The following is an 18,372-nucleotide window of genomic DNA, read 5'->3' on the forward strand; positions in this document are numbered from 1 at the left end:
TTGTGATAATACAAAAACGTGTCATTTCACTGGCTGTACCAGCAGTAGTATTAATCGCAATCAATGCGGTCATTGGTTTTGTACTTTTGTTAACGCCTGCAAAATCCTTGATTTCGCCGCCGTTTCCAGCAAGAAGACCAACTCCTTTAGCGCAATCATGTGAAGAACCGCCGCCTAATGATACTAATAAATCACAGCCTTCTTTTTTGAACATTTCAAGACCATCTGTAACATTTTTGTCTGTTGGATTTGGTTGAGCACCAGCGAAAATAACTGCTTTTACTCCAGCAGCTTCAATAATATCTTTTACTTGATCAGCAATTCCCATTGCTTTCATGCCTTTATCTGTTACGATTAATGCTTTTTTTAATCCGAGTCCAGCAGCTTGGTTTCCAACGTCTTTAACTGCACCAGGTCCCATCAAATTCACTACAGGCATGAAATACCCAAATACTTGATCTGCAATAGCCATAATTAATCCTCCTAGAATTCTTTTAGTTTTTAAATTCAATTTCACATTTAATCTTGAAATCTCTATTTGGTATATCGTCTCAACACCAAATAATTAGATTAATAAGATTTATGAAACCGTTTAATCAATAATAGCACGATTAATTTGATCTGTCTAGTCAAAATAAGGGTAATTTTTAGATATATACGAAAATTTCCGATTTTTATTGGCTTATTACTAGCTTTTTCTCGTAAATTCAATCAATCGTTTGTTTTTCATTTTATCATTTTGCTTCTCCTTATCCAAAATCACTCGCTATAAACATAAAAAAGCAATAAAAAAAAGATAAAAGGAAAAGAATTTTCTTCTCTCCCCTTTATCTTTGCATCCTCTTTTCTGAGAGCATACTTGTATTGTAACTATTTATTTTTTACAGATCAATAAATTAAAGTGCTTATACCCAGGTCTGACAGATTTTTACCCCTTCTGCAGCATTTGTTGTAAATTTATCTGCTCCAACAAATTCACAGGATTCTTGTGTCACCGGGTTTCCGCCAATAATAACTTTAGAATCGATGCCAGCAGCTTTAAGAGCATCCACTGTTTCTTTCATTGAGTCGATGGCAAGGGTTAAAACCCCACTCATCCCAATAATACAATGTTCGTTTTCTTTGGCTTTTTCAACAAACATTTCTGGAGCGACATCAATTCCTAAATCAATCACCTGGAAACCCGCCGCTTCTGACATGCTTTTGAAGATATTTTTTCCAATATCATGTAAATCCCCATGAACAGTACCAATAATAATGGTTCCGGCAGCAGCCGTTTCTCCACTTGCTAATACTGGTTTTAAAACGTTGATTGCTTCAGTTAATAATTCACCGGCAAAGATTAAATCGCCCACAAAGTATTCACCTTTTTCGAACAGATCTCCTACGATTGCCATACCACCCTGACATGCTGCAACAGCTTGTTGCGCTTCCGGTTCAGATGGGTTAGATTCTACAAATTCGTTTAGGAGGTCCATGACCTCTTCTTCTTCTAAATCTCCGACTGCCTGTGTTAATACTTTTAAATCCAACATTTTATTTACCATTCCCTCTTAGATTTTCTTTATTATAATTAAAAACACATGTGTAACATGTGTGTACATGTTTATGTTTATGTTCGTATATTACACCCTTATTTCATTATTGTCAAGGTAAACGCTTCCACTATTTTCTTAGGTATTACACTGGACGCTAAGTCTGAGCTTTAATATAGTCTGTCTTTTCATGTGTTCGGTCTTAAAAAGATCGCAATAAATCAATTTCTTTTTTAAAATCAAGGGGTTTTTCCTGAGGTGTTTCTAATAAAAAGGGAAGATCCCTTAAGCTCGGATGAGTCACAATTTTTTCAAAAGCATCTACTCCCAGAGTTCCAAAGCCAATCTTTTCGTGACGATCTTTATGGCTGCTAAAGGGCATCATACTATCATTAAGATGGAGACATTTGAGATGATTGAGCCCAATGATTCGATCAAAATCTTCTAATACGCCTTCAAGATTTCCAACAATATCATAGCCCCCGGAATAAATATGACAGGTATCGATACAGACTCCTATTTTCCCCTTTAGGTTCACGCCTTCTATTATAGCTTGTAATTCTTCAAAATTTCTGCCAATTTCAGTTCCCTTACCTGACATGGTTTCCAAAACAACGGTGGTTTTCTGATCTTCCCACATTTCATCATTTAGAATTTTTAAAATAAGCTCAATTCCTTTTTCGACTCCCTGACCTAAATGATTACCAGGATGGAAATTATACAACTCACAGGGAAGGTTTTCGAGTCGTTCTAAATCCTCTTTAAAAATCATTTGAGCAAACTCTCTTGTCTCAGGTTTAGCAGAACACATATTTAAGGTATAAGGAGCATGGGCTAGCAAAGGGGCAAAATGATGTTCTTTCATAATACTGACTAATCCAGCCACATCCTTAGGATCAAGGGGCTTGGCTTTCCCACCTCTGGGATTACGTGTAAAAAACTGGAAGGTATTGGCATCCACTGATAGAGCAGTTTCACCAGCTTTTGTAAACCCTCCTGCAATGGATATGTGTGGTCCGATATTTAACATTCGACTTTCTCCTTTTTGGATCATCTGTTGGTATCTCATAATTTTTCGAGTAATCAAGTAGCTTTCATCGTATCGCATTTTTTTATCTTGTATATCTCATAGCAATGATTTGAGTGGTTTTACAAATGGTCATCAGACTATAGGGGGTTGTCTTCGTAATTCTTATGGTAACTCTGGGAACCTATTCCCATGTTCTGGAAACCCAAAAAATAAAAACAGCATCACTAATTGATGCCATTTATAATACAGAGCCACTATTAAATATCGTTTCTATTGGTTAATTTTTGGTTAATTCTCTAACTTTACCATTGCTACAGCTCTTACAAATGGCTTTCTTATGCTAAAAGTGGTGATCCCGACTGGACTTGAACCAGCGACCCCTACCATGTCAAGGTAGTGCTCTTCCAGCTGAGCTACGAGATCACTTTTGCTGCCTGATCATTCTACAATAATAAAGACAAAAAGTAAAGTATTTTTTACAACGTGGTTTCTGCTGTTAATGTAAAAAAGTTCTTTTTAATATAAAATTCATTATAACTAATGGGCATATTATCTTCAAGTGAGATTATGTTCTGTGCGACTAAAAAGCAACTTTCGTCACTATCTATTTTTAAACTCTCCCGGACTTCAAGAGGCGGATGTACTAAATTAATGTTTATTATCTTTTTAAGTTGGAATTGCATTTTGCCAGTTTCCATGATCCCGTGAAAACTGGCAAAGTTAATCACATCTTCAACAATGGGGTTTCCTTTTTGATAGGGTAAGAAAATGGTGGAATACTGTATGACTTCATTTTTAATAGACACTGCTTTTTGGATCTTAATCACTTTTTCAAAAGATCCAATTTTAAGCTCACGCATCAGCTTCCTTCCTGGTGTAATAACCCCAACACTCACAAGCTTAACTTCTTCAACCTGGCCTTTAAGGCTATCAATTTCATCAAAATAAAACTGATATTGATTCGCGGTTGGTTCACACACATAGTTTCCCTTTCCAGCTATGGTGTAAATATACTTTTCATTGACTAAAAGCGCCAAACTTTTTCGCAGAGTTGTTCGGCTAACGTCGAATTGCTCTGCCATTTCATTTTCCGAAGGCAAAAGATCCCCTGGTTTCAAAAGTCCCTTTTCAATTTTTCCTTTAATATCATTGACGATATCAAGATATAAAATTTTTCTCATTGTTCATCACCTGTCATGATGCAAGCCACCTTTTGCAACTATTTACGCAGCTAATGGCTTTTTGTGCTGAAATTATGTTTCTCTTCATCTCTATTCACCTGTTTATCTTAATCTATGGATTTGTTTAAACTGTTACAAATCCTTGACCATTATTACTTAACATTTCAGAACACACCTCTTCGAAAGCTATTATTTCGTTTCGATCAAACTTTTTACGAAATGCTATTTTTTCTATTTTATCATGGAACGGTTTATTTGTCTTTACAATCACTGGTTATTTTTAATGGCTTTTTAATCCTTTCAAGTGTATAATTATTGTGAAAAGATTCGCTATTAGCTGATATAACATAAGAAAATGAGGTCTCTATATGAATGCATTTACAAAAATACAGCTTCAGGAAAACAAAAAATATTTGGAACTTCTATCCCAAAGCTTTCCAAACATAACCAATGCTGTTGGTGAGGTGGTTAACCTGACAGCCATCCTTAATCTTCCCAAGGGAACTGAACATTTTTTAACAGATATTCACGGTGAACATGAAGCTTTTAATCATGTTATGCAAAATGCATCTGGAGCCATCAAGCGAAAGGTTCATGAAGAATTGGATAACACCATTGCCTTTGAAGAACTTGAAGAACTCTCGACCCTTATCTATTATCCTCAAGAAAAAATTGATTTAATCAAACGGATGAAGACCCAGGAGTCTTTAGATAACTGGTATAAGCTTACGATTTATCGTTTGGTTAAAGTCTGTCGCGCTGCCGCATCCAAATACACACGGTCTAAGGTAAGAAAAGCCCTGCCTAAAGACTTTGCCTATATTATGGAGGAGCTGCTCCAGGAAGATGAGCACCGATTCAATAAAAAAGAATACTACAATGCGATTATCGAAAGCCTGGTGGATCTCGAACGAGCTCAACACTTTATCATTGAGATTTCCTATGTCATCAAACGACTGACCATTGATCATCTTCACATCATTGGTGATGTTTATGATCGCGGCCCTGGCTCAGATGTTGTAATGGATACACTTATGCGTCACCATTCCCTGGACATGCAATGGGGTAACCACGATATTCTCTGGATGGGGGCCGCTGCCGGGAATCCCTCCTGTATTGCCAATGTCGTACGTATTGCCCTTCGTTATGCCAATATGGACGTATTGGAAAATGGTTACGGTATTAATCTCTTACCTTTAGCCTCCTTTTCAAACCGAACCTACACCGATGATGCCTGTCAGCAATTTATGCCAAAACTTTCTGATAGTGACTGCGTCTCAGACCAGGAAATTACGCTCATGGCAAAAATGCACAAGGCCATATCCGTTATTCAGTTTAAACTGGAAGAAGTTCTCATTGACAATCATCCCGAATACCAAATGGAAAAACGCCAGCTTTTAAGAAATATTAATTTTGAAAATGCCACCGTTTCTGTTGAGGGGATCGTCTATCCTTTAAATGATACATTCTTTCCTACTCTGGATCCTGAAAACCCCAATACTTTAAGTGAAGACGAAGCAATGGTTATGGACCGTTTGGTTTACACATTCCTTCACAGTGAAAAGCTTCAAAAGCATATTCGTTTTATGTATGCCAAAGGCAGCATGTATAAAGTTTATAATGATAATTTATTGTTTCATGCCTGTGTTCTTCTTGAAAAGGATGGCAGTTTTAAAATAAAACAAATTGGCGAACATTGTTATTCAGGAAAGTCACTCATGGATAAATACGACCAAATGGCAAGAGAAGCATTCTTTGGAAATTCTGATAAGGATCCCAGCCATACCGGCACCGACTTTCTCTGGTTCCTGTGGTGCCATATGGATTCCCCGCTCTTTGGAAAAAACAAAATGGCTACTTTTGAACGATATTTCATTGATGATAAAACATCCCACAAAGAATATTATTCGCCTTTTTACAGCCTTATTGACGAGGATGATACGCTGGCTAAAAAAATTCTTGCGGAGTTTGGCGTAGACCCTGAAGAAGGGCACCTGATCAATGGACATATCCCCGTAAAAACCACCTCTGGCGAAAGTCCTATCCGCGCCAATGGAAAGCAATTGGTGATTGATGGGGGATTCGCCAGAGCCTACCAAAAAACAACCGGCATTGCAGGCTATACTCTAACCTACAATTCCTATGGTCTGATTCTTATCAGTCATGACCCCTTTGAGTCAGTGGAAAAGGCGATTACCGAAGGTGCGGATATTCATTCGACCCAAATGGTGGTTGAAAAAACAACTGAGAGAAAACGGGTTCGAGATACGGATAACGGAAAAGAGCTTATGAATCAGATAGCCGACCTGGAAATGCTCATTGCCACTTATCGCAAAGGAATTATAAAAGAAAAATTATATTAGAAACATCTAAAAAGAACACAGATAAGTCATTATCTGTGTTCTTTTTTATTCCAATTTAGGCTAATCCAATAATAATTCCAGCTGGCAAAGCAGCACGTCCTCCTGGTTAACAATTTCTACCCGGTAATGCCCTTTATCAACCATTTCACCCATAGCTTTCACCTGATCTCCATAAAATCCCTGGGCCTTATATACAATCTTCACCTCGCTTAGAACCATGGTTTTAAGGACTTCCAAAGGTAAAACTTCAATAGCCCAGGCCAGATATTTAACATGGTTAACATGTTTGTTGAAATCGATATCTAAAAATCGCACATTAAAGGTCTTTTGCAAATCACAATCCGAAATTTTTGCAATCTTCTTAAATAAGGGCACCCCTTTTTCAAAGCATTCATAAGCTTCAAATTCAGGGAAGTTGTTAATCCGCTCCATTTTTTGGGTGGCACGATTCATGAGCAGCCATTGGGTATCTCCAATGACTGCTTTCTCTCCCTTTGAATCTTCTATAGTAAAGCGCCTTGTACCACAAAATTTATCCATGCCGGTGGCCTCGGTGGTTACGGTTACCTGATCTTTATGTCGGGGATAAGACATAAAGCGAATGATATATTTTACCAAAAACCAGGAAACCTGATTTTCTTGCAAAAATCTGCCTCCAACCTCCAAAATATCCCCCTGATATGTGGATAGCTCCTGAAAATAGTTCATGGCTGCCGTTGGCAGCATCTTCCCATTGTAATCTGATTCATAACAGGCAATCCGTTTTTTTTCCTTTGTAATAATCGCCATGTGATTATTCTCTATTCAAAGCTTCTACGATACAGACTAATCCCATCCAGGCTCCAGTTGGGTCCAGTAAAGGATCCCGATTCCACTCGATTCAGAGCATTTTCCATAGTGAACATTCTGGCATCAATCATATCAATATGGTGCAATAACTCTGCCTCGGGAAACATTGGCTTTTTGGGGCTTCCAAACTCTGGTAGATAATGATGGGATAGAATCATATGTTTTAGAAGCATGATACACTCAGAATCAGTTCCCAGTTCAAGACCAACGATTTCCAGCTCAACAATTTCCTGGGTGATATGTCCTAAAAGCTTGCCTTCCGGGGAATAGTCTGAAACAGATCCGTTTTCATCTGATACCATCTCATTGATTTTTCCGATATCATGAAGAATAATCCCTGCATACAGTAAATCTTTATTGATAAACGGATAAATAGTCACCAGACTTTTTCCAATTCTCAGCATGGTATAAAGATGATAAAGCAATCCCCCTTTAATGGCGTGATGATGCTTTTTCGCTGCCGGAAAATAGATCAGATCAGCTGTTTTATCATTGAAAATCTTATGGGTTATGGCACGAAAATCTTCGCTTTTAAAGTCGTCAATGGTATCATTAATATATCCCATCATTTCATTGATATCCACCGGCACCGTTTCTACATAGTCGTCCACTTGTACATCGTCACTTTCATCCACAACCCGCATTTTTTCGACGATAAGCTGGAGACGATTGTTAAATTCCTGGACCTTCCCCTTTATTTTCACCAGCTTCCCATTGGTGAACAGGTCTTCATCCCCAGGCTTTACGTCCCATTTTTTTCCATCAATTTCGTCAAAATTAGTGTCATTTAAAACCATATTAAAATAGCGATTACCATTGGTAGCTGTTTTTGTTATTTGTGATTTAATAAATAAATAGCCCAGATAATCCTGGCCCTTTTTTACTGTTTTAATTTCCAAATTATTCTCCTCGTTCTCTTATTTACAAGCTTCCGGGAAGGCACAGCCATAAGCTGCCAATCCACGTTTTAGTATTTCCATGGCAATGCGCATCTCCTCACCGTTGAGCACACAGGCAATCCGGACCTCATCGGCGCCATCATCGGGATTCAAATAAAAATCATTGGCAGGTGACAACAGCACGGTTTCGCCTTTGTACTCAAAGTCTGTGATCATCCACTCAATGAAATGGCAGGCATTTTTGATTGGGAGCTTTACCATGAAATAAAAGGCTCCCTTGGGTTCTTTACAAATAACCCCGGGAATTTCCTGTAAGGCTGTGTTCACTATTTCCCGGCGATGGGTGTATTCTTTTAATGTGTCATCAAAAAAGTGCTGATCCAGCTCAAACAGGGAAACCGCACCCAGTTGATCCACCGTGGATACTGCCAACCGCATTTGGCAAAGTTTTTTTAATTGCTTCATTAATACTTTATTCTTTGAAACAATTAAGCCGATACGAACACCACAGGCACTGTAACGTTTAGAAATGCTGTCGATGAGAATAAAGTTTTGACTCATCTCCGGGTACTGGGCCGGACTAAGATAAGCTTGATCTTTATAGACGAATTCCCGATAAACCTCGTCAGAAATCAGGTAGAGATCATGCTTTAAAGCCAGATCAATATAAACACCGATTTCCTTTGCCGTAAAGACTTTTCCTGTGGGGTTTCCCGGGTTTGTCATTAGAATGCCACGGGTTTTAGGCGTTATAGCCGCTTCAATAATCGAAATATCAGGAAGAGCAAAGCCGTCCTCAGCGTAAGTTTTAAAACCAACCAGTTTCACATCTGTGGCAGCCGCCATTTCCTTGTAAATGCTGTAAAGTGGCTCAGCTACAAGGATTTCATCTCCAGGGTTACAAATGCCGATGAAGGTAAACAGCAGGGCTTCACTCCCGCCACTGGTGACCAATAAATCCTCAATCAAATAATTCAGTCCCAACCGCCCATAATAACCACAGGCTGCTTCCCTGAGTGGTATGATCCCCTCGGGAGCCTGATAGGACAAAACCTTTTCATTTAAGCAATTCACTCTTTCTAAAAATCCCTTAGGGGTTTGAATATCCGGTTGACCAATATTAAGAAAATAAACTTTTTTTCCTTTTTTCTGAACAGAGTCAACCAGAGCATAATATTTAAGCAGAGCTGGCTCGCTCATTTTCTTTATTCGCTGGGATGTTTCCATATTTTTCTCCTGTTTTCATTTGAATATCGTACTTTTTATTTCAAAGAAAATTATAAGCTTTATTCCTGAAAATTGCAAATTTCATAGGCATATTAGAAAAATATTATTCTAATTATAACTGACTGTAATCAACAAAATAGAGTATAATAAAACAGAGGTGCTGTTATGCAAACTGATTTATTAACTATCCCCAGTGTCGGTAAAAAAATGAAAGAACATCTTATAAATATTGGTATTAAAGTTGTGGAGGATTTAAAAGGACAGGATCCTGAAGCCCTGTATGCCAGGGATTGCGTGTTTAAAGGTTTTAAAGAGGACCTTTGTGTTCTCTATGTCTATCGGTTAGCCGTATATTTTGCAGAAAACGAAATCCATGAGCCGGAAAAGTTAAAATGGTGGAATTGGAAGGATGTCAATGAAAATCATTAAGCCCAATCTCTCAAAAGATCCAGTCATCTCAGATGATTTATTACCACTATTAGAAAATGCTCAGCGTGAAGAATCTGATATTGAGGAAACCCATTTTAAGGGACTCGGATTTAAAGAACTTGATTTGTCCAGACTATCATTTAAAGATATTATTTTTGAAAACTGTGAATTTATCCATTGCTCGTTTAATAAAATTGATTTTAGAGATGTCCACTTTAAATCCTGTAACCTTTCCAACAGTGATTTTTGCGATGGGTACTTTAGCCGCTGTGAATTCACAGCATGCAAAGTAATCGGCGCTGATTTTCTCAATGCAGAATTCCAAAACATCTCTTTGGTAAACAGCAATTTTCAATATGCAAATTTTGGGAAATCAAAAATGTCGAATTTCGAAGTTTCTGATTGCGATATGAGTCATTCCAGCATTACGGAGTGCAAACTTAAAAACATTGCTTTTAATGAAGTCCGATTTATTGAAACCAGTTTTTTCAAAACCCCACTAAAAGGAATCGACTTTACCCAATGCCAAATTGATGGTCTTATAGTGTCAGGTGAAGAATTAAAAGGCGCCATTGTTACGACGTATCAGGCGGCAGAGCTGGCAAAATTATTGGGATTAATTGTGAGATAATGAATTAACTAGAGCAACTTCATATCCCATCCTGACAACCTTTTTTGGGGTTGTCTTTTCTATTTTGAATTTATTTAAGAAATAATTTAAATTTCAAAATAGTGAGTGTATTGCTCTAATATTTAATAATGTTAAACCTTTTCATATGAAATATCGAATTGATTTGAAAATAAAAACAGATACACCACTAATTTTTATATGCTATACTACCAATATTATTTTATTCTGAAAAAAATTGAAATACTCTTAGAGGTGAAAACATGAAGAAAGAAAATTATGATTTAATGACCGTTTTTTTTAATGATAAGGATCAGGTATCCAGTTTCAATGAAATGACTCACTGGGTTTTATATGCCAAAGAAGAAGAGGGCTGGCAAATATCAAAAGACTTTCCATGTAAACCTGTGCTTACTGGGGAACTTACAACAATTCGTGACAACATAAAAAACATTATTAATCAGCTCGGCTCTTGCCGAGTTATTATAACCAAATCCATAACAGGTATTCCCTATCATACTTTTGATAAAGCAGAATTCATTATCTGCGAAGTTGAAAGTTTTGATTTAGAGCTTTTAGATGCGATTAAGGAGGATTTAATCGCTACCCCTTTGGAAAGTGCAGATCTAATGAATAAGTCTCCAGAGTCTCCAAAAGAAAGTGATATTCCCGGACATTATATATTTGATTTAGTTCAAATGCAAAAAAGCACACCTGAAATCACTTCTAAAATGGCATTACTGCCATTTTTTAAAGGTGTCCCATTTGTGTCCCTTGATATTGTCTGTGAGCATATCCCGCCTTGGTTTGATAAAACCTTTGACGCCATGAAACTGACTTATGAAGTTCTAAAAAAGAATGATGAAAGTACCCATGTGATTGTTACACATACTAACTGTAAAATATAAGGAGGCTATTATGTCTGAATTACTCTTACCAAAATACGGCAAACTTGAAGGGGTCACTTATTCTGAAACTTATGCAGACGGCTCTCCAAAAGCCTGTGCCCTGGATAAAAAGAATTTGATCTCTACCCCTGTGGGAAAGTTAATACCAAATTACGGTGCAGCAAGCGCCAGAAAACGCGAAGGCATTTCACTTGAATTTTTCCAAAGTGGGAATTTAAAAAGCATCAGTCTTGAAGAACCTATTGAAGCCAATACGCCACTTGGTGTTTTATCCGTTGAAAGAATCAGTTTTTATGAAGATGGGCAAATCCACCGATTTTTTCCACTTAACGGGCAAATCAACGGCTATTGGTCTGAAGAGGATGAATATAAACTTGCAACACCCATTGACTTTGATTTAGCCATCGGTACATTTTCCGCCAAAGTAATCAGCATCTGTTTTTATAAAAGCGGGGCGTTAAAAAGCCTGACCCTGTGGCCGGGAGAACGCATCGAGCTTTTAAGTCCCGATGGGTTAGTCAATATACGCTATGGTTTGTCCCTATATGAAGATGGCAGCTTGAAAAGTTTTGAACCCGCACTTCCAGAGCCAATTAATACACCCATTGGTATCATCATCGCCTACGATAGCAATGCCCATGGTATTAATGCTGACGAAAATTCTGTTTCCTATGATGAAAATGGCAACCTTAAATCACTTGTGACATTAAACAGTGCCATCAGTATTTCCACCGATAACGAAAAAAGAATTATTAAACCATTAATGAAGCGAGGAAAAATCGATCCTGAACGATTTTTCCCAGAACCCATGAAAATATCGTTTTCCGGGGACAAAATTGAAATTGCCCAGGATAATGTCATCATAGAGGATCTGAAAAAAACCGTTGTAAAAGCAATTATTCTTGATGATGCAGTGATTAAGGCTTGTGGAAATTGTTCTGAATGTTCCCATTGCGGCTGATGATTCCCTAAATTTTAAGAAACTTTTAAGGAATAATTCGTAACAATATTGCTCTTTTATGAAAATTGACTGAAAATGATTTCATTGCTTCTATCACTTGAAACTTTGTATTTTGTATACAATATAAATACGTCATTTTATGAAAATCAAATGAAAAAAAGCGGAATTTACATCAACCAGATTTTTTATGAAAAGGGTTAAAATAATAGTTAGCTTGACAATTGGCTCTAAACCTAGGATAATTAGGGCATAGAAAACAATGAAATACGGATTTAACCAATAGACGATGAGGTCTTAGCTAGTTGCAAATGTTGTGGCTGACTAAGACCTCTTTTTTGTTTATTGCACTTAAATACCAAAACATTAGACAAAGAAGTCTTAGTTTGCTGCCATGTGTGTAGCCAGCTGAGACTTCTTTTTTTCAAATCAATTAAAACTTATCCTAAGACAAAGAGGTCTTACTTTTCCCAGTTTCTGAGAATAGTAAGATCTCTTTTCGTCTTTTGGACTAGAAAACATTGTATTCTATAAAACAATATTGGAGGAGAAATTATGAGACAAATCGCAATTTACGGCAAGGGCGGCATTGGTAAGTCTACAACAACACAAAACTTAACAGCAGGCCTTGGCTTAATGGGAAAGAAAATATTAGTTGTTGGGTGTGACCCGAAAGCAGATTCAACCCGGTTACTCCTTGGTGGTTTAGCACAAAAAACGGTACTGGATACACTTCGTGAAGAGGGTGAAGAAATTGAACTTGACGCAATTTTAAAACCAGGATATTCCGGCATCAAATGCGTTGAATCCGGCGGTCCTGAACCAGGCGTTGGCTGTGCAGGCCGAGGTATTATCACTTCCATTGGAATGCTTGAACAATTAGGCGCTTATGAAGATGATCTTGATTATGTTTTCTACGATGTTTTAGGCGATGTTGTCTGTGGTGGTTTTGCAATGCCAATGCGTGAAGGAAAAGCTCAGGAAATCTACATCGTAGCTTCCGGAGAAATGATGGCATTATATGCTGCCAACAATATTGCAAAAGGTGTTAAAAAATATGCAACAACTGGTGGTATTCGTCTAGGCGGAATCATTTGCAACAGCCGTAACGTTGACGGTGAAAAAGAACTGGTTGAAGCTTTTGCCAAAGAACTTGGGAGTCAAATGATTTACTTTGTTCCCCGTGACAATATGGTACAGCGTGCAGAAATCCATAAACAAACCGTTTTGGAATTTGATGATGCTGCTGACCAGGCTCAGGAATATAGAAATCTAGCCACTGCTATTGATAACAATAAAATGTTTGTTGTTCCCACACCCATGGCTCAGGATAGACTCGAAGAGATCCTGATGGAACATGGATTGATGGATATTTAGTTTATAAATTGAAAGGAAGTAAAAATTTATGTTAATGGTACGAGCAATTATCAGACCCGAAAAAACAGGGGTTGTATTATCGGAAATGTTATCTGGCGGTTTTTCAGCCGTAACGAAATTAGATGTTTACGGACGTGGCAAGCAAAAGGGAATTAAAGTCGGAGATATTTATTACGATGAACTTCCAAAAGTAATGTTACTGTGTATTGTTAATGATGAAGATAAAGATGATGTAGTAAGAATTGTTATGAAAAATGCAAAAACAGGAGAAAAAGGTGCTTTTGGAGATGGTCGTATTTTTATCTCACCTGTTGAAGAAGCATATACTATCAGTACCGGAAAACCCGGTCTGTAAAAGGAGGCCCAAAAATGAAAGAAGTTATGGCGATTATTCGACAGAATAAAGTTAACCAAACCAAAGAAGCTCTAATAAAAGAAGGCTTTCCGGCATTCACTTGTGTAAAGGTCCTTGGCCGAGGTAAAAAAACAGTTGATTTATCAATCATTCAAGATATTGTTGAGTCCGGAGAATTGCCAGTATCCAATGCCGGTGAAGCCCTTACTGAACCAACTCGATTGATTTCAAAAAGATTTTTCACACTCATTGTAGAAGATAGTGATGTTGATAAAGTCGTTTCCATTATTATAGATACGAACACATTGGGCCATGCTGGCGATGGAAAAATATTTATCCTTCCTATTATGGAATCCATTCGTGTACGTAGTGGAGAAAAAAATGCCGACGCATTTTAGAAAGAGGTGATTTAATTGAATTCAAGAGATAAAGTACTCGACAAATATAGTTCAAAAATATATAAAAACCGAAAAGAACATATTATTCAATTTGAAGAAGGCGAACCTAATCTTATCGCAGCGGATACACGAGCAATCCCAGGAATATTAACAAACCGTGGTTGCTGTTACGCTGGATGTAAAGGGGTTGTCATCGGACCTTTAAAGGATGTCGCGACGATCGTTCATGGACCCATTGGATGCAGCTACTACACCTGGGGAACACGACGCAGTAAATCCAAAGGTGATGAAAATACCAAGGACTTTTCAGATTATTGTTTTTCAACGGATATGCAGGAAACAGATATTGTCTTTGGCGGCGAGAAAAAATTAAAAAAAGCCATTAAAGAAGTGGTTGAAATTTTTAATCCTGCCTGTATTATGATTTGCTCAACCTGTCCGGTAGGCCTTATCGGTGATGATATTCATGCTGTGGCTGCCGAAGCTGAAGAACTGTACGGCATTAAGGTATTAGCCTTTAGTTGTGAAGGTTACAAAGGCGTCAGTCAATCCGGTGGACATCATATTGCCAACAATGGTTTAATGAAACATATTATTGGTACCGGAGACGCTGAACCCGTGAAATATTCTATTAACCTTTTAGGTGAATACAATATTGGTGGCGATGGTTGGGAAATTGAACGAATACTAAAACGCATTGGCTATAACATTGTATCCGTAATGACCGGTGATGGCAGTGTTGAAGAAATGAAAAATGCCCACACTGCTGACCTGAATTTACTTCAATGTCATCGTTCCATTAACTATATTGCAGAAATGTTAAAAACAAAATATGGCACCGCGTGGTTGAAAGTTAATTTTATTGGACTTAATGGCATTAAAAAATCTCTAAGAGATGTTGCTGCTTTTTTCAATGATCCTGATTTGACTGCAAGAACTGAAGCCGTCATTGCTGATGAAGAAGATGAAATAAAGGAAGCTATGGCCGCTTTTAAAACAAAACTTGAAGGCAAAACAGCTGCTGTATATGTTGGCGGTTCACGAACACATCATTTTATCAATTTATTAAAAAGTCTTGGTGTTGAAGTTGTTTTGGCGGGATATGAATTCGCACATCGGGATGATTATGAAGGTCGTCAAGTACTGCCACTTAAAATGGATGCTGATTCTAAAAACATTGAGAGTATTGTTGTAGAAAAAGATCCTGCTAAATTCAAAACTTTTCATACCGATGAACAACTTGAAGAATTAAAGAAAGCCGGTTTACCCATTGAGTCCTATGATGGTTTATGGGCAGAACTTAGCCCGAATGCAACAGTCACCGATGACTTTAACCATTTTGAAACTGAAGAATTTGTAAAATTATTGAAACCGGATATCTTCTTTTCCGGAATCAAGGATAAATACGTGGTTCAAAAAGCAGGAATCCCTTCAAGACAGATACATTCTTATGACTACGGCGGTCCGTATGCTGGATTTAAAGGTGCACTGAACTTTGCCAGAGATGTAACACTAGCTGTTAACACACCAGCTTGGGACTTAGTTCAAGCTCCCTGGAAAAGAGAGCCAACATTAGAAGGTAGTTTAGGAGGTACAGAATAATGTTAGATTTAACACCAAAAGAAATAGCTGAAAGATCCGCACTTCGAATTAATCCATTAAAAACATGTCAACCTGTGGGAGCAATGTATGCTGCTCTTGGCGTTCATAATTGTATGCCACATAGCCATGGATCACAGGGATGTTGTTCTTTCCACCGAATGTTCTTAACACGACATTTTAAAGACCCTGCCATTGCATCATCAAGCTCATTTACAGAAGGTGCTTCTGTTTTTGGAGGCGGTTCTAATGTAAAGACAGCCATTAAAAATATCTTTGATATTTACGATCCTGATATTATTGCTGTTCATACCACCTGTCTTAGCGAAACCATTGGTGATGACCTTGTCGGTTACATCAATGATGCTAAAATTCCTGAAGGAAAAGTTGTTGTTCATGCGAATACCCCAAGTTATGTGGGTTCACACATTACCGGATATTCCAACATGATCACAGGATTAATTAAATATCTATCTGAAAACACAGGCGTTAAAAATGGCAAACTTGGCCTTTTCCCTGGCTTTGTAAATCCTGGTGATATGCGTGAAATGAAGAAACTCATGACCCTTATGGGAGTTGAATATATTATGCTTCCAGATACCAGTGGTGTTATGGATGCTCCAATGACCGGTACTTACACTATGTTTCCAAAAGGCGGCACGACGATCGATGAAATTAAAGACCTTGGAAACTGTGAATTATCTGTTGGCCTGGGTGAAATGACTTCTGAAATGCCAGCAGAATTTTTAGAAAAGAAATGCAAGGTTCCCTACCAAGTACTTCCCTTACCTATTGGGATTGAATTAACGGATCAATATATCATGGCTCTGAATCATTTTTCTAAAAATGAAGTACCCTATGCTATTGAAGAGGAACGGGGACAGCTGGTTGATATCTTGTTAGATTCACATCAGTACACCCAAAATAAAAAGGTTGCTATTTACGGTGATCCTGATACCGTCATTGCTTTGGCACAATTTGCCCTAGAAATGGGTATGATTCCAAAATACCTGGCAACTGGAACACCTGGTAAAATTTTCGAACAAAAAGTGGCAGCACTTTTCGAAAAATTCGGAGTTGAAGACTGTATTGGCAAAGGCAATGTTGATTTGTTTGAACTGCATCAATGGATTAAAAATGATGGTGTAGATCTTCTTATCGGCGGAACCCACGGCAAGTACATTGCTAAAGCTGAAGATCTTCCTTTTGTCCGAGCCGGCTTCCCCATTGTCGATCGCTATGTTCACTCTTATCTTCCAATTGTTGGATATAAAGGTGGGATGCGTTTAGCAGAGATGATATTAAACACTCTCATGGATCGTCAGGATCGTGACTGTGCCGATGAAGATATGGAAATGATTATGTAGTTAAATACTATTTACAACAATAGGGAGGTTTTCCTCCCTGTTATTTGAAAGGAGGCTGTAAAATGAGAAATGAAAATGACATTTTACCCGAAAGAGCCAAATCGATTCGTTTTTCGGAATGCAGCGGAGATGGCAGCGGTATTAAATGTGAAGCTGAAAGTATTTCAGGCTCTGTAAGCCAACGTGCCTGTGTGTATTGCGGTGCCAGAGTTGTTTTAAACCCTATCACTGATGCTTTTCATATCGTTCATGGACCAATCGGTTGTTCCAGCTACACCTGGGATATCCGGGGAAGTCTTTCAAGTGGAGGGGATTTATATCGAAATAGTTATTCCACTGATTTAAGAGAAACCGATGTGATCTTTGGCGGAGAAAAGAAACTCATTGCAGCCATTGACGAAGTCATGGCCATGCACTCCCCTAAACTAATATTTATTTATGCCACCTGTATTGTAGGTGTTATCGGAGATGATATTGTGGCTGTTTGCAACGCCGCAGAAGAAAAATATAGAATACGCGTCATACCTGTTAAATCCCCTGGATTTTCAGGAACGAAAAAAACCGGATACAAAGCCGCTTGTAATGCAATTATGAGCCTTATTAAACCAAAAGAATTACCTGTTGAAAAAACAGTTGGCGTCAATATTTTAGGAGATTTTAATCTTGCCGGAGAAATGTGGATTATCAAAGAATATCTTCGACAAATCGGCGTAAAAGCCATTGCCAATATTACCGGTGATGCAACCAGTGAATCTTTAAAAAAAGCACCAACAGCCCAGCTCAACCTGGTTCAGTGTGCAGGTTCAATGACCTATCTCGCTAAACAAATGGAAGAAGATTATAATATTCCCTTCATTAAAGTAAGCTTTTTTGGAGTAAATGATACCTCAGATTCACTACTTCGCATTGCTTATGCAATGAATGATGAAGAAATGGTCCGTAAAGCTAAAGCTTTCATTGAAATAGAAAAAAACAGAGTGTTACCTCTTTTAGATAAATACAAAAAAAACCTTGAAGGAAAAAAAGCTGCCATTTATGTTGGCGGTGGTTTTAAAGCCATATCACTGATTCGTCAGTTTAAAGAGTTCGGAATGAGAACAGTCATGGTTGGTACTCAAACAGGCAGTAAAGAGGATTATGAATTGATCCAAAGCCTGGTTGATGATGATGCAATTATCTTGGATGATGCAAACCCGGCTGAACTGGAATCTTTTATGAAAGAAATGGGCGCCGATATCCTGGTCGGAGGCGTCAAGGAAAGACCACTTG

The 18,372-nt window shown here is 37.9% G+C and carries 18 protein-coding genes and 1 tRNA gene; 11 read left to right on the forward strand and 8 right to left on the reverse strand.

Annotated elements, in window-relative coordinates; genetic code table 11:
* The 5 genes from VIK44_RS00070 to VIK44_RS00090 all read right to left on the reverse strand — a co-directional run.
* A partial coding sequence (locus VIK44_RS00070) for an iron-containing alcohol dehydrogenase (RefSeq protein WP_331551776.1) occupies positions 1-472 on the reverse strand: 472 nt, incomplete at its 3' end.
* Between the two features lie 433 nt (positions 473-905).
* A complete protein-coding gene (locus tag VIK44_RS00075; protein ID WP_331551794.1) occupies positions 906-1,535 on the reverse strand; it encodes a cobalamin B12-binding domain-containing protein in 630 nt (209 codons plus the stop codon).
* A gap of 202 nt (positions 1,536-1,737) precedes the next feature.
* Positions 1,738-2,565, reverse strand: a complete 828-nt coding sequence (locus VIK44_RS00080; RefSeq protein WP_331551777.1) for a deoxyribonuclease IV — start codon at positions 2,563-2,565, stop codon at positions 1,738-1,740.
* A 347-nt stretch (positions 2,566-2,912) separates the two neighbouring features.
* Positions 2,913-2,988: transfer RNA gene (locus VIK44_RS00085), tRNA-Val, on the reverse strand.
* A 53-nt stretch (positions 2,989-3,041) separates the two neighbouring features.
* Positions 3,042-3,746 (reverse strand): GntR family transcriptional regulator, encoded by a 705-nt coding sequence (locus VIK44_RS00090; protein WP_331551778.1) that lies wholly within the window; start codon positions 3,744-3,746, stop codon positions 3,042-3,044.
* Between the two features lie 368 nt (positions 3,747-4,114).
* Between VIK44_RS00090 and VIK44_RS00095 the strand changes: the two genes are divergently transcribed.
* Entirely contained in the window at positions 4,115-6,109 is a 1,995-nt protein-coding gene (locus VIK44_RS00095) for a fructose-1,6-bisphosphatase (protein ID WP_331551779.1), read from the forward strand.
* 60 nt (positions 6,110-6,169) lie between these two features.
* Here VIK44_RS00095 and VIK44_RS00100 read toward each other — a convergent pair whose 3' ends face one another.
* Genes VIK44_RS00100 through VIK44_RS00110 form a run of 3 tightly spaced genes read right to left on the reverse strand, consistent with a single transcriptional unit; the run spans position 6,170 to position 9,084 of the window.
* Positions 6,170-6,898: an acyl-[acyl-carrier-protein] thioesterase gene (locus VIK44_RS00100; RefSeq protein WP_331551780.1), complete on the reverse strand. Its 729-nt coding sequence runs from the start codon at positions 6,896-6,898 to the stop codon at positions 6,170-6,172.
* Between the two features lie 11 nt (positions 6,899-6,909).
* Positions 6,910-7,857, reverse strand: coding sequence for a 3'-5' exoribonuclease YhaM family protein (locus VIK44_RS00105; protein ID WP_331551781.1), 948 nt, complete (start codon positions 7,855-7,857; stop codon positions 6,910-6,912).
* A gap of 18 nt (positions 7,858-7,875) precedes the next feature.
* On the reverse strand, positions 7,876-9,084 hold the full coding sequence (locus VIK44_RS00110; protein WP_331551782.1) for a pyridoxal phosphate-dependent aminotransferase: 1,209 nt from the start codon (positions 9,082-9,084) through the stop codon (positions 7,876-7,878).
* A gap of 165 nt (positions 9,085-9,249) precedes the next feature.
* Here VIK44_RS00110 and VIK44_RS00115 point away from each other — a divergent pair, with 165 nt between their 5' ends.
* From VIK44_RS00115 to nifE, 10 genes are all read left to right on the forward strand, one after another.
* The gene (locus VIK44_RS00115; RefSeq protein ID WP_331551783.1) at positions 9,250-9,513 is read left to right on the forward strand and encodes a helix-hairpin-helix domain-containing protein; all 264 of its coding nucleotides are present in this window, start codon (positions 9,250-9,252) and stop codon (positions 9,511-9,513) included.
* Positions 9,500-10,144, forward strand: a complete 645-nt coding sequence (locus tag VIK44_RS00120) for a pentapeptide repeat-containing protein (protein WP_331551784.1) — start codon at positions 9,500-9,502, stop codon at positions 10,142-10,144. Before VIK44_RS00115 ends, VIK44_RS00120 begins: the two co-directional genes overlap by 14 nt.
* Positions 10,145-10,404: 260 nt before the next feature.
* The gene (locus tag VIK44_RS00125) at positions 10,405-11,049 is read left to right on the forward strand and encodes a Fe-only nitrogenase accessory AnfO family protein (protein WP_331551785.1); all 645 of its coding nucleotides are present in this window, start codon (positions 10,405-10,407) and stop codon (positions 11,047-11,049) included.
* 10 nt (positions 11,050-11,059) lie between these two features.
* Positions 11,060-12,010, forward strand: coding sequence for a hypothetical protein (locus VIK44_RS00130; protein WP_331551786.1), 951 nt, complete (start codon positions 11,060-11,062; stop codon positions 12,008-12,010).
* A gap of 552 nt (positions 12,011-12,562) precedes the next feature.
* Positions 12,563-13,384 carry a nitrogenase iron protein gene (gene nifH, locus VIK44_RS00135; RefSeq protein WP_331551787.1) on the forward strand — a complete coding sequence of 274 codons (822 nt, stop codon included), beginning with the start codon at positions 12,563-12,565 and terminating at the stop codon, positions 13,382-13,384.
* Positions 13,385-13,412: 28 nt separating this feature from the next.
* Positions 13,413-13,739, forward strand: coding sequence for a P-II family nitrogen regulator (locus VIK44_RS00140; RefSeq protein ID WP_331551789.1), 327 nt, complete (start codon positions 13,413-13,415; stop codon positions 13,737-13,739).
* Between the two features lie 14 nt (positions 13,740-13,753).
* Complete coding sequence (locus VIK44_RS00145; RefSeq protein ID WP_331551790.1) at positions 13,754-14,137, forward strand: P-II family nitrogen regulator; 384 nt, start codon at positions 13,754-13,756, stop codon at positions 14,135-14,137.
* Between the two features lie 15 nt (positions 14,138-14,152).
* Entirely contained in the window at positions 14,153-15,739 is a 1,587-nt protein-coding gene (nifD, locus tag VIK44_RS00150; RefSeq protein WP_331551791.1) for a nitrogenase molybdenum-iron protein alpha chain, read from the forward strand.
* A complete protein-coding gene (nifK, locus tag VIK44_RS00155) occupies positions 15,739-17,103 on the forward strand; it encodes a nitrogenase molybdenum-iron protein subunit beta (RefSeq protein ID WP_331551792.1) in 1,365 nt (454 codons plus the stop codon). The genes nifD and nifK overlap by 1 nt, the downstream gene beginning before the upstream one ends.
* Before the next feature lie 62 nt (positions 17,104-17,165).
* Positions 17,166-18,372: nitrogenase iron-molybdenum cofactor biosynthesis protein NifE (nifE, locus tag VIK44_RS00160; protein ID WP_331551793.1), on the forward strand; the 1,207-nt coding region annotated here is incomplete at its 3' end.

It is taken from the genome of Acetobacterium sp., assembly GCF_036508315.1.
Classification (GTDB): Bacteria; Bacillota; Clostridia; order Eubacteriales; family Eubacteriaceae; genus Acetobacterium.

Bases quoted from the DNA above. Each gene is read 5' to 3' on its own strand.
- VIK44_RS00125 (WP_331551785.1), top strand. From the start codon at position 10,405: ATGAAGAAAGAAAATTATGATTTAATGACCGTTTTTTTTAATGATAAG.
- nifH (WP_331551787.1), top strand. From the start codon at position 12,563: ATGAGACAAATCGCAATTTACGGCAAGGGCGGCATTGGTAAGTCTACA.
- VIK44_RS00075 (WP_331551794.1), bottom strand. From the start codon at position 1,535: ATGTTGGATTTAAAAGTATTAACACAGGCAGTCGGAGATTTAGAAGAA.
- nifK (WP_331551792.1), top strand. From the start codon at position 15,739: ATGTTAGATTTAACACCAAAAGAAATAGCTGAAAGATCCGCACTTCGA.
- VIK44_RS00120 (WP_331551784.1), top strand. From the start codon at position 9,500: ATGAAAATCATTAAGCCCAATCTCTCAAAAGATCCAGTCATCTCAGAT.
- VIK44_RS00090 (WP_331551778.1), bottom strand. From the start codon at position 3,746: ATGAGAAAAATTTTATATCTTGATATCGTCAATGATATTAAAGGAAAA.
- VIK44_RS00115 (WP_331551783.1), top strand. From the start codon at position 9,250: ATGCAAACTGATTTATTAACTATCCCCAGTGTCGGTAAAAAAATGAAA.
- VIK44_RS00140 (WP_331551789.1), top strand. From the start codon at position 13,413: ATGTTAATGGTACGAGCAATTATCAGACCCGAAAAAACAGGGGTTGTA.
- VIK44_RS00130 (WP_331551786.1), top strand. From the start codon at position 11,060: ATGTCTGAATTACTCTTACCAAAATACGGCAAACTTGAAGGGGTCACT.
- VIK44_RS00095 (WP_331551779.1), top strand. From the start codon at position 4,115: ATGAATGCATTTACAAAAATACAGCTTCAGGAAAACAAAAAATATTTG.
- VIK44_RS00145 (WP_331551790.1), top strand. From the start codon at position 13,754: ATGAAAGAAGTTATGGCGATTATTCGACAGAATAAAGTTAACCAAACC.
- VIK44_RS00080 (WP_331551777.1), bottom strand. From the start codon at position 2,565: ATGTTAAATATCGGACCACACATATCCATTGCAGGAGGGTTTACAAAA.
- VIK44_RS00110 (WP_331551782.1), bottom strand. From the start codon at position 9,084: ATGGAAACATCCCAGCGAATAAAGAAAATGAGCGAGCCAGCTCTGCTT.
- VIK44_RS00100 (WP_331551780.1), bottom strand. From the start codon at position 6,898: ATGGCGATTATTACAAAGGAAAAAAAACGGATTGCCTGTTATGAATCA.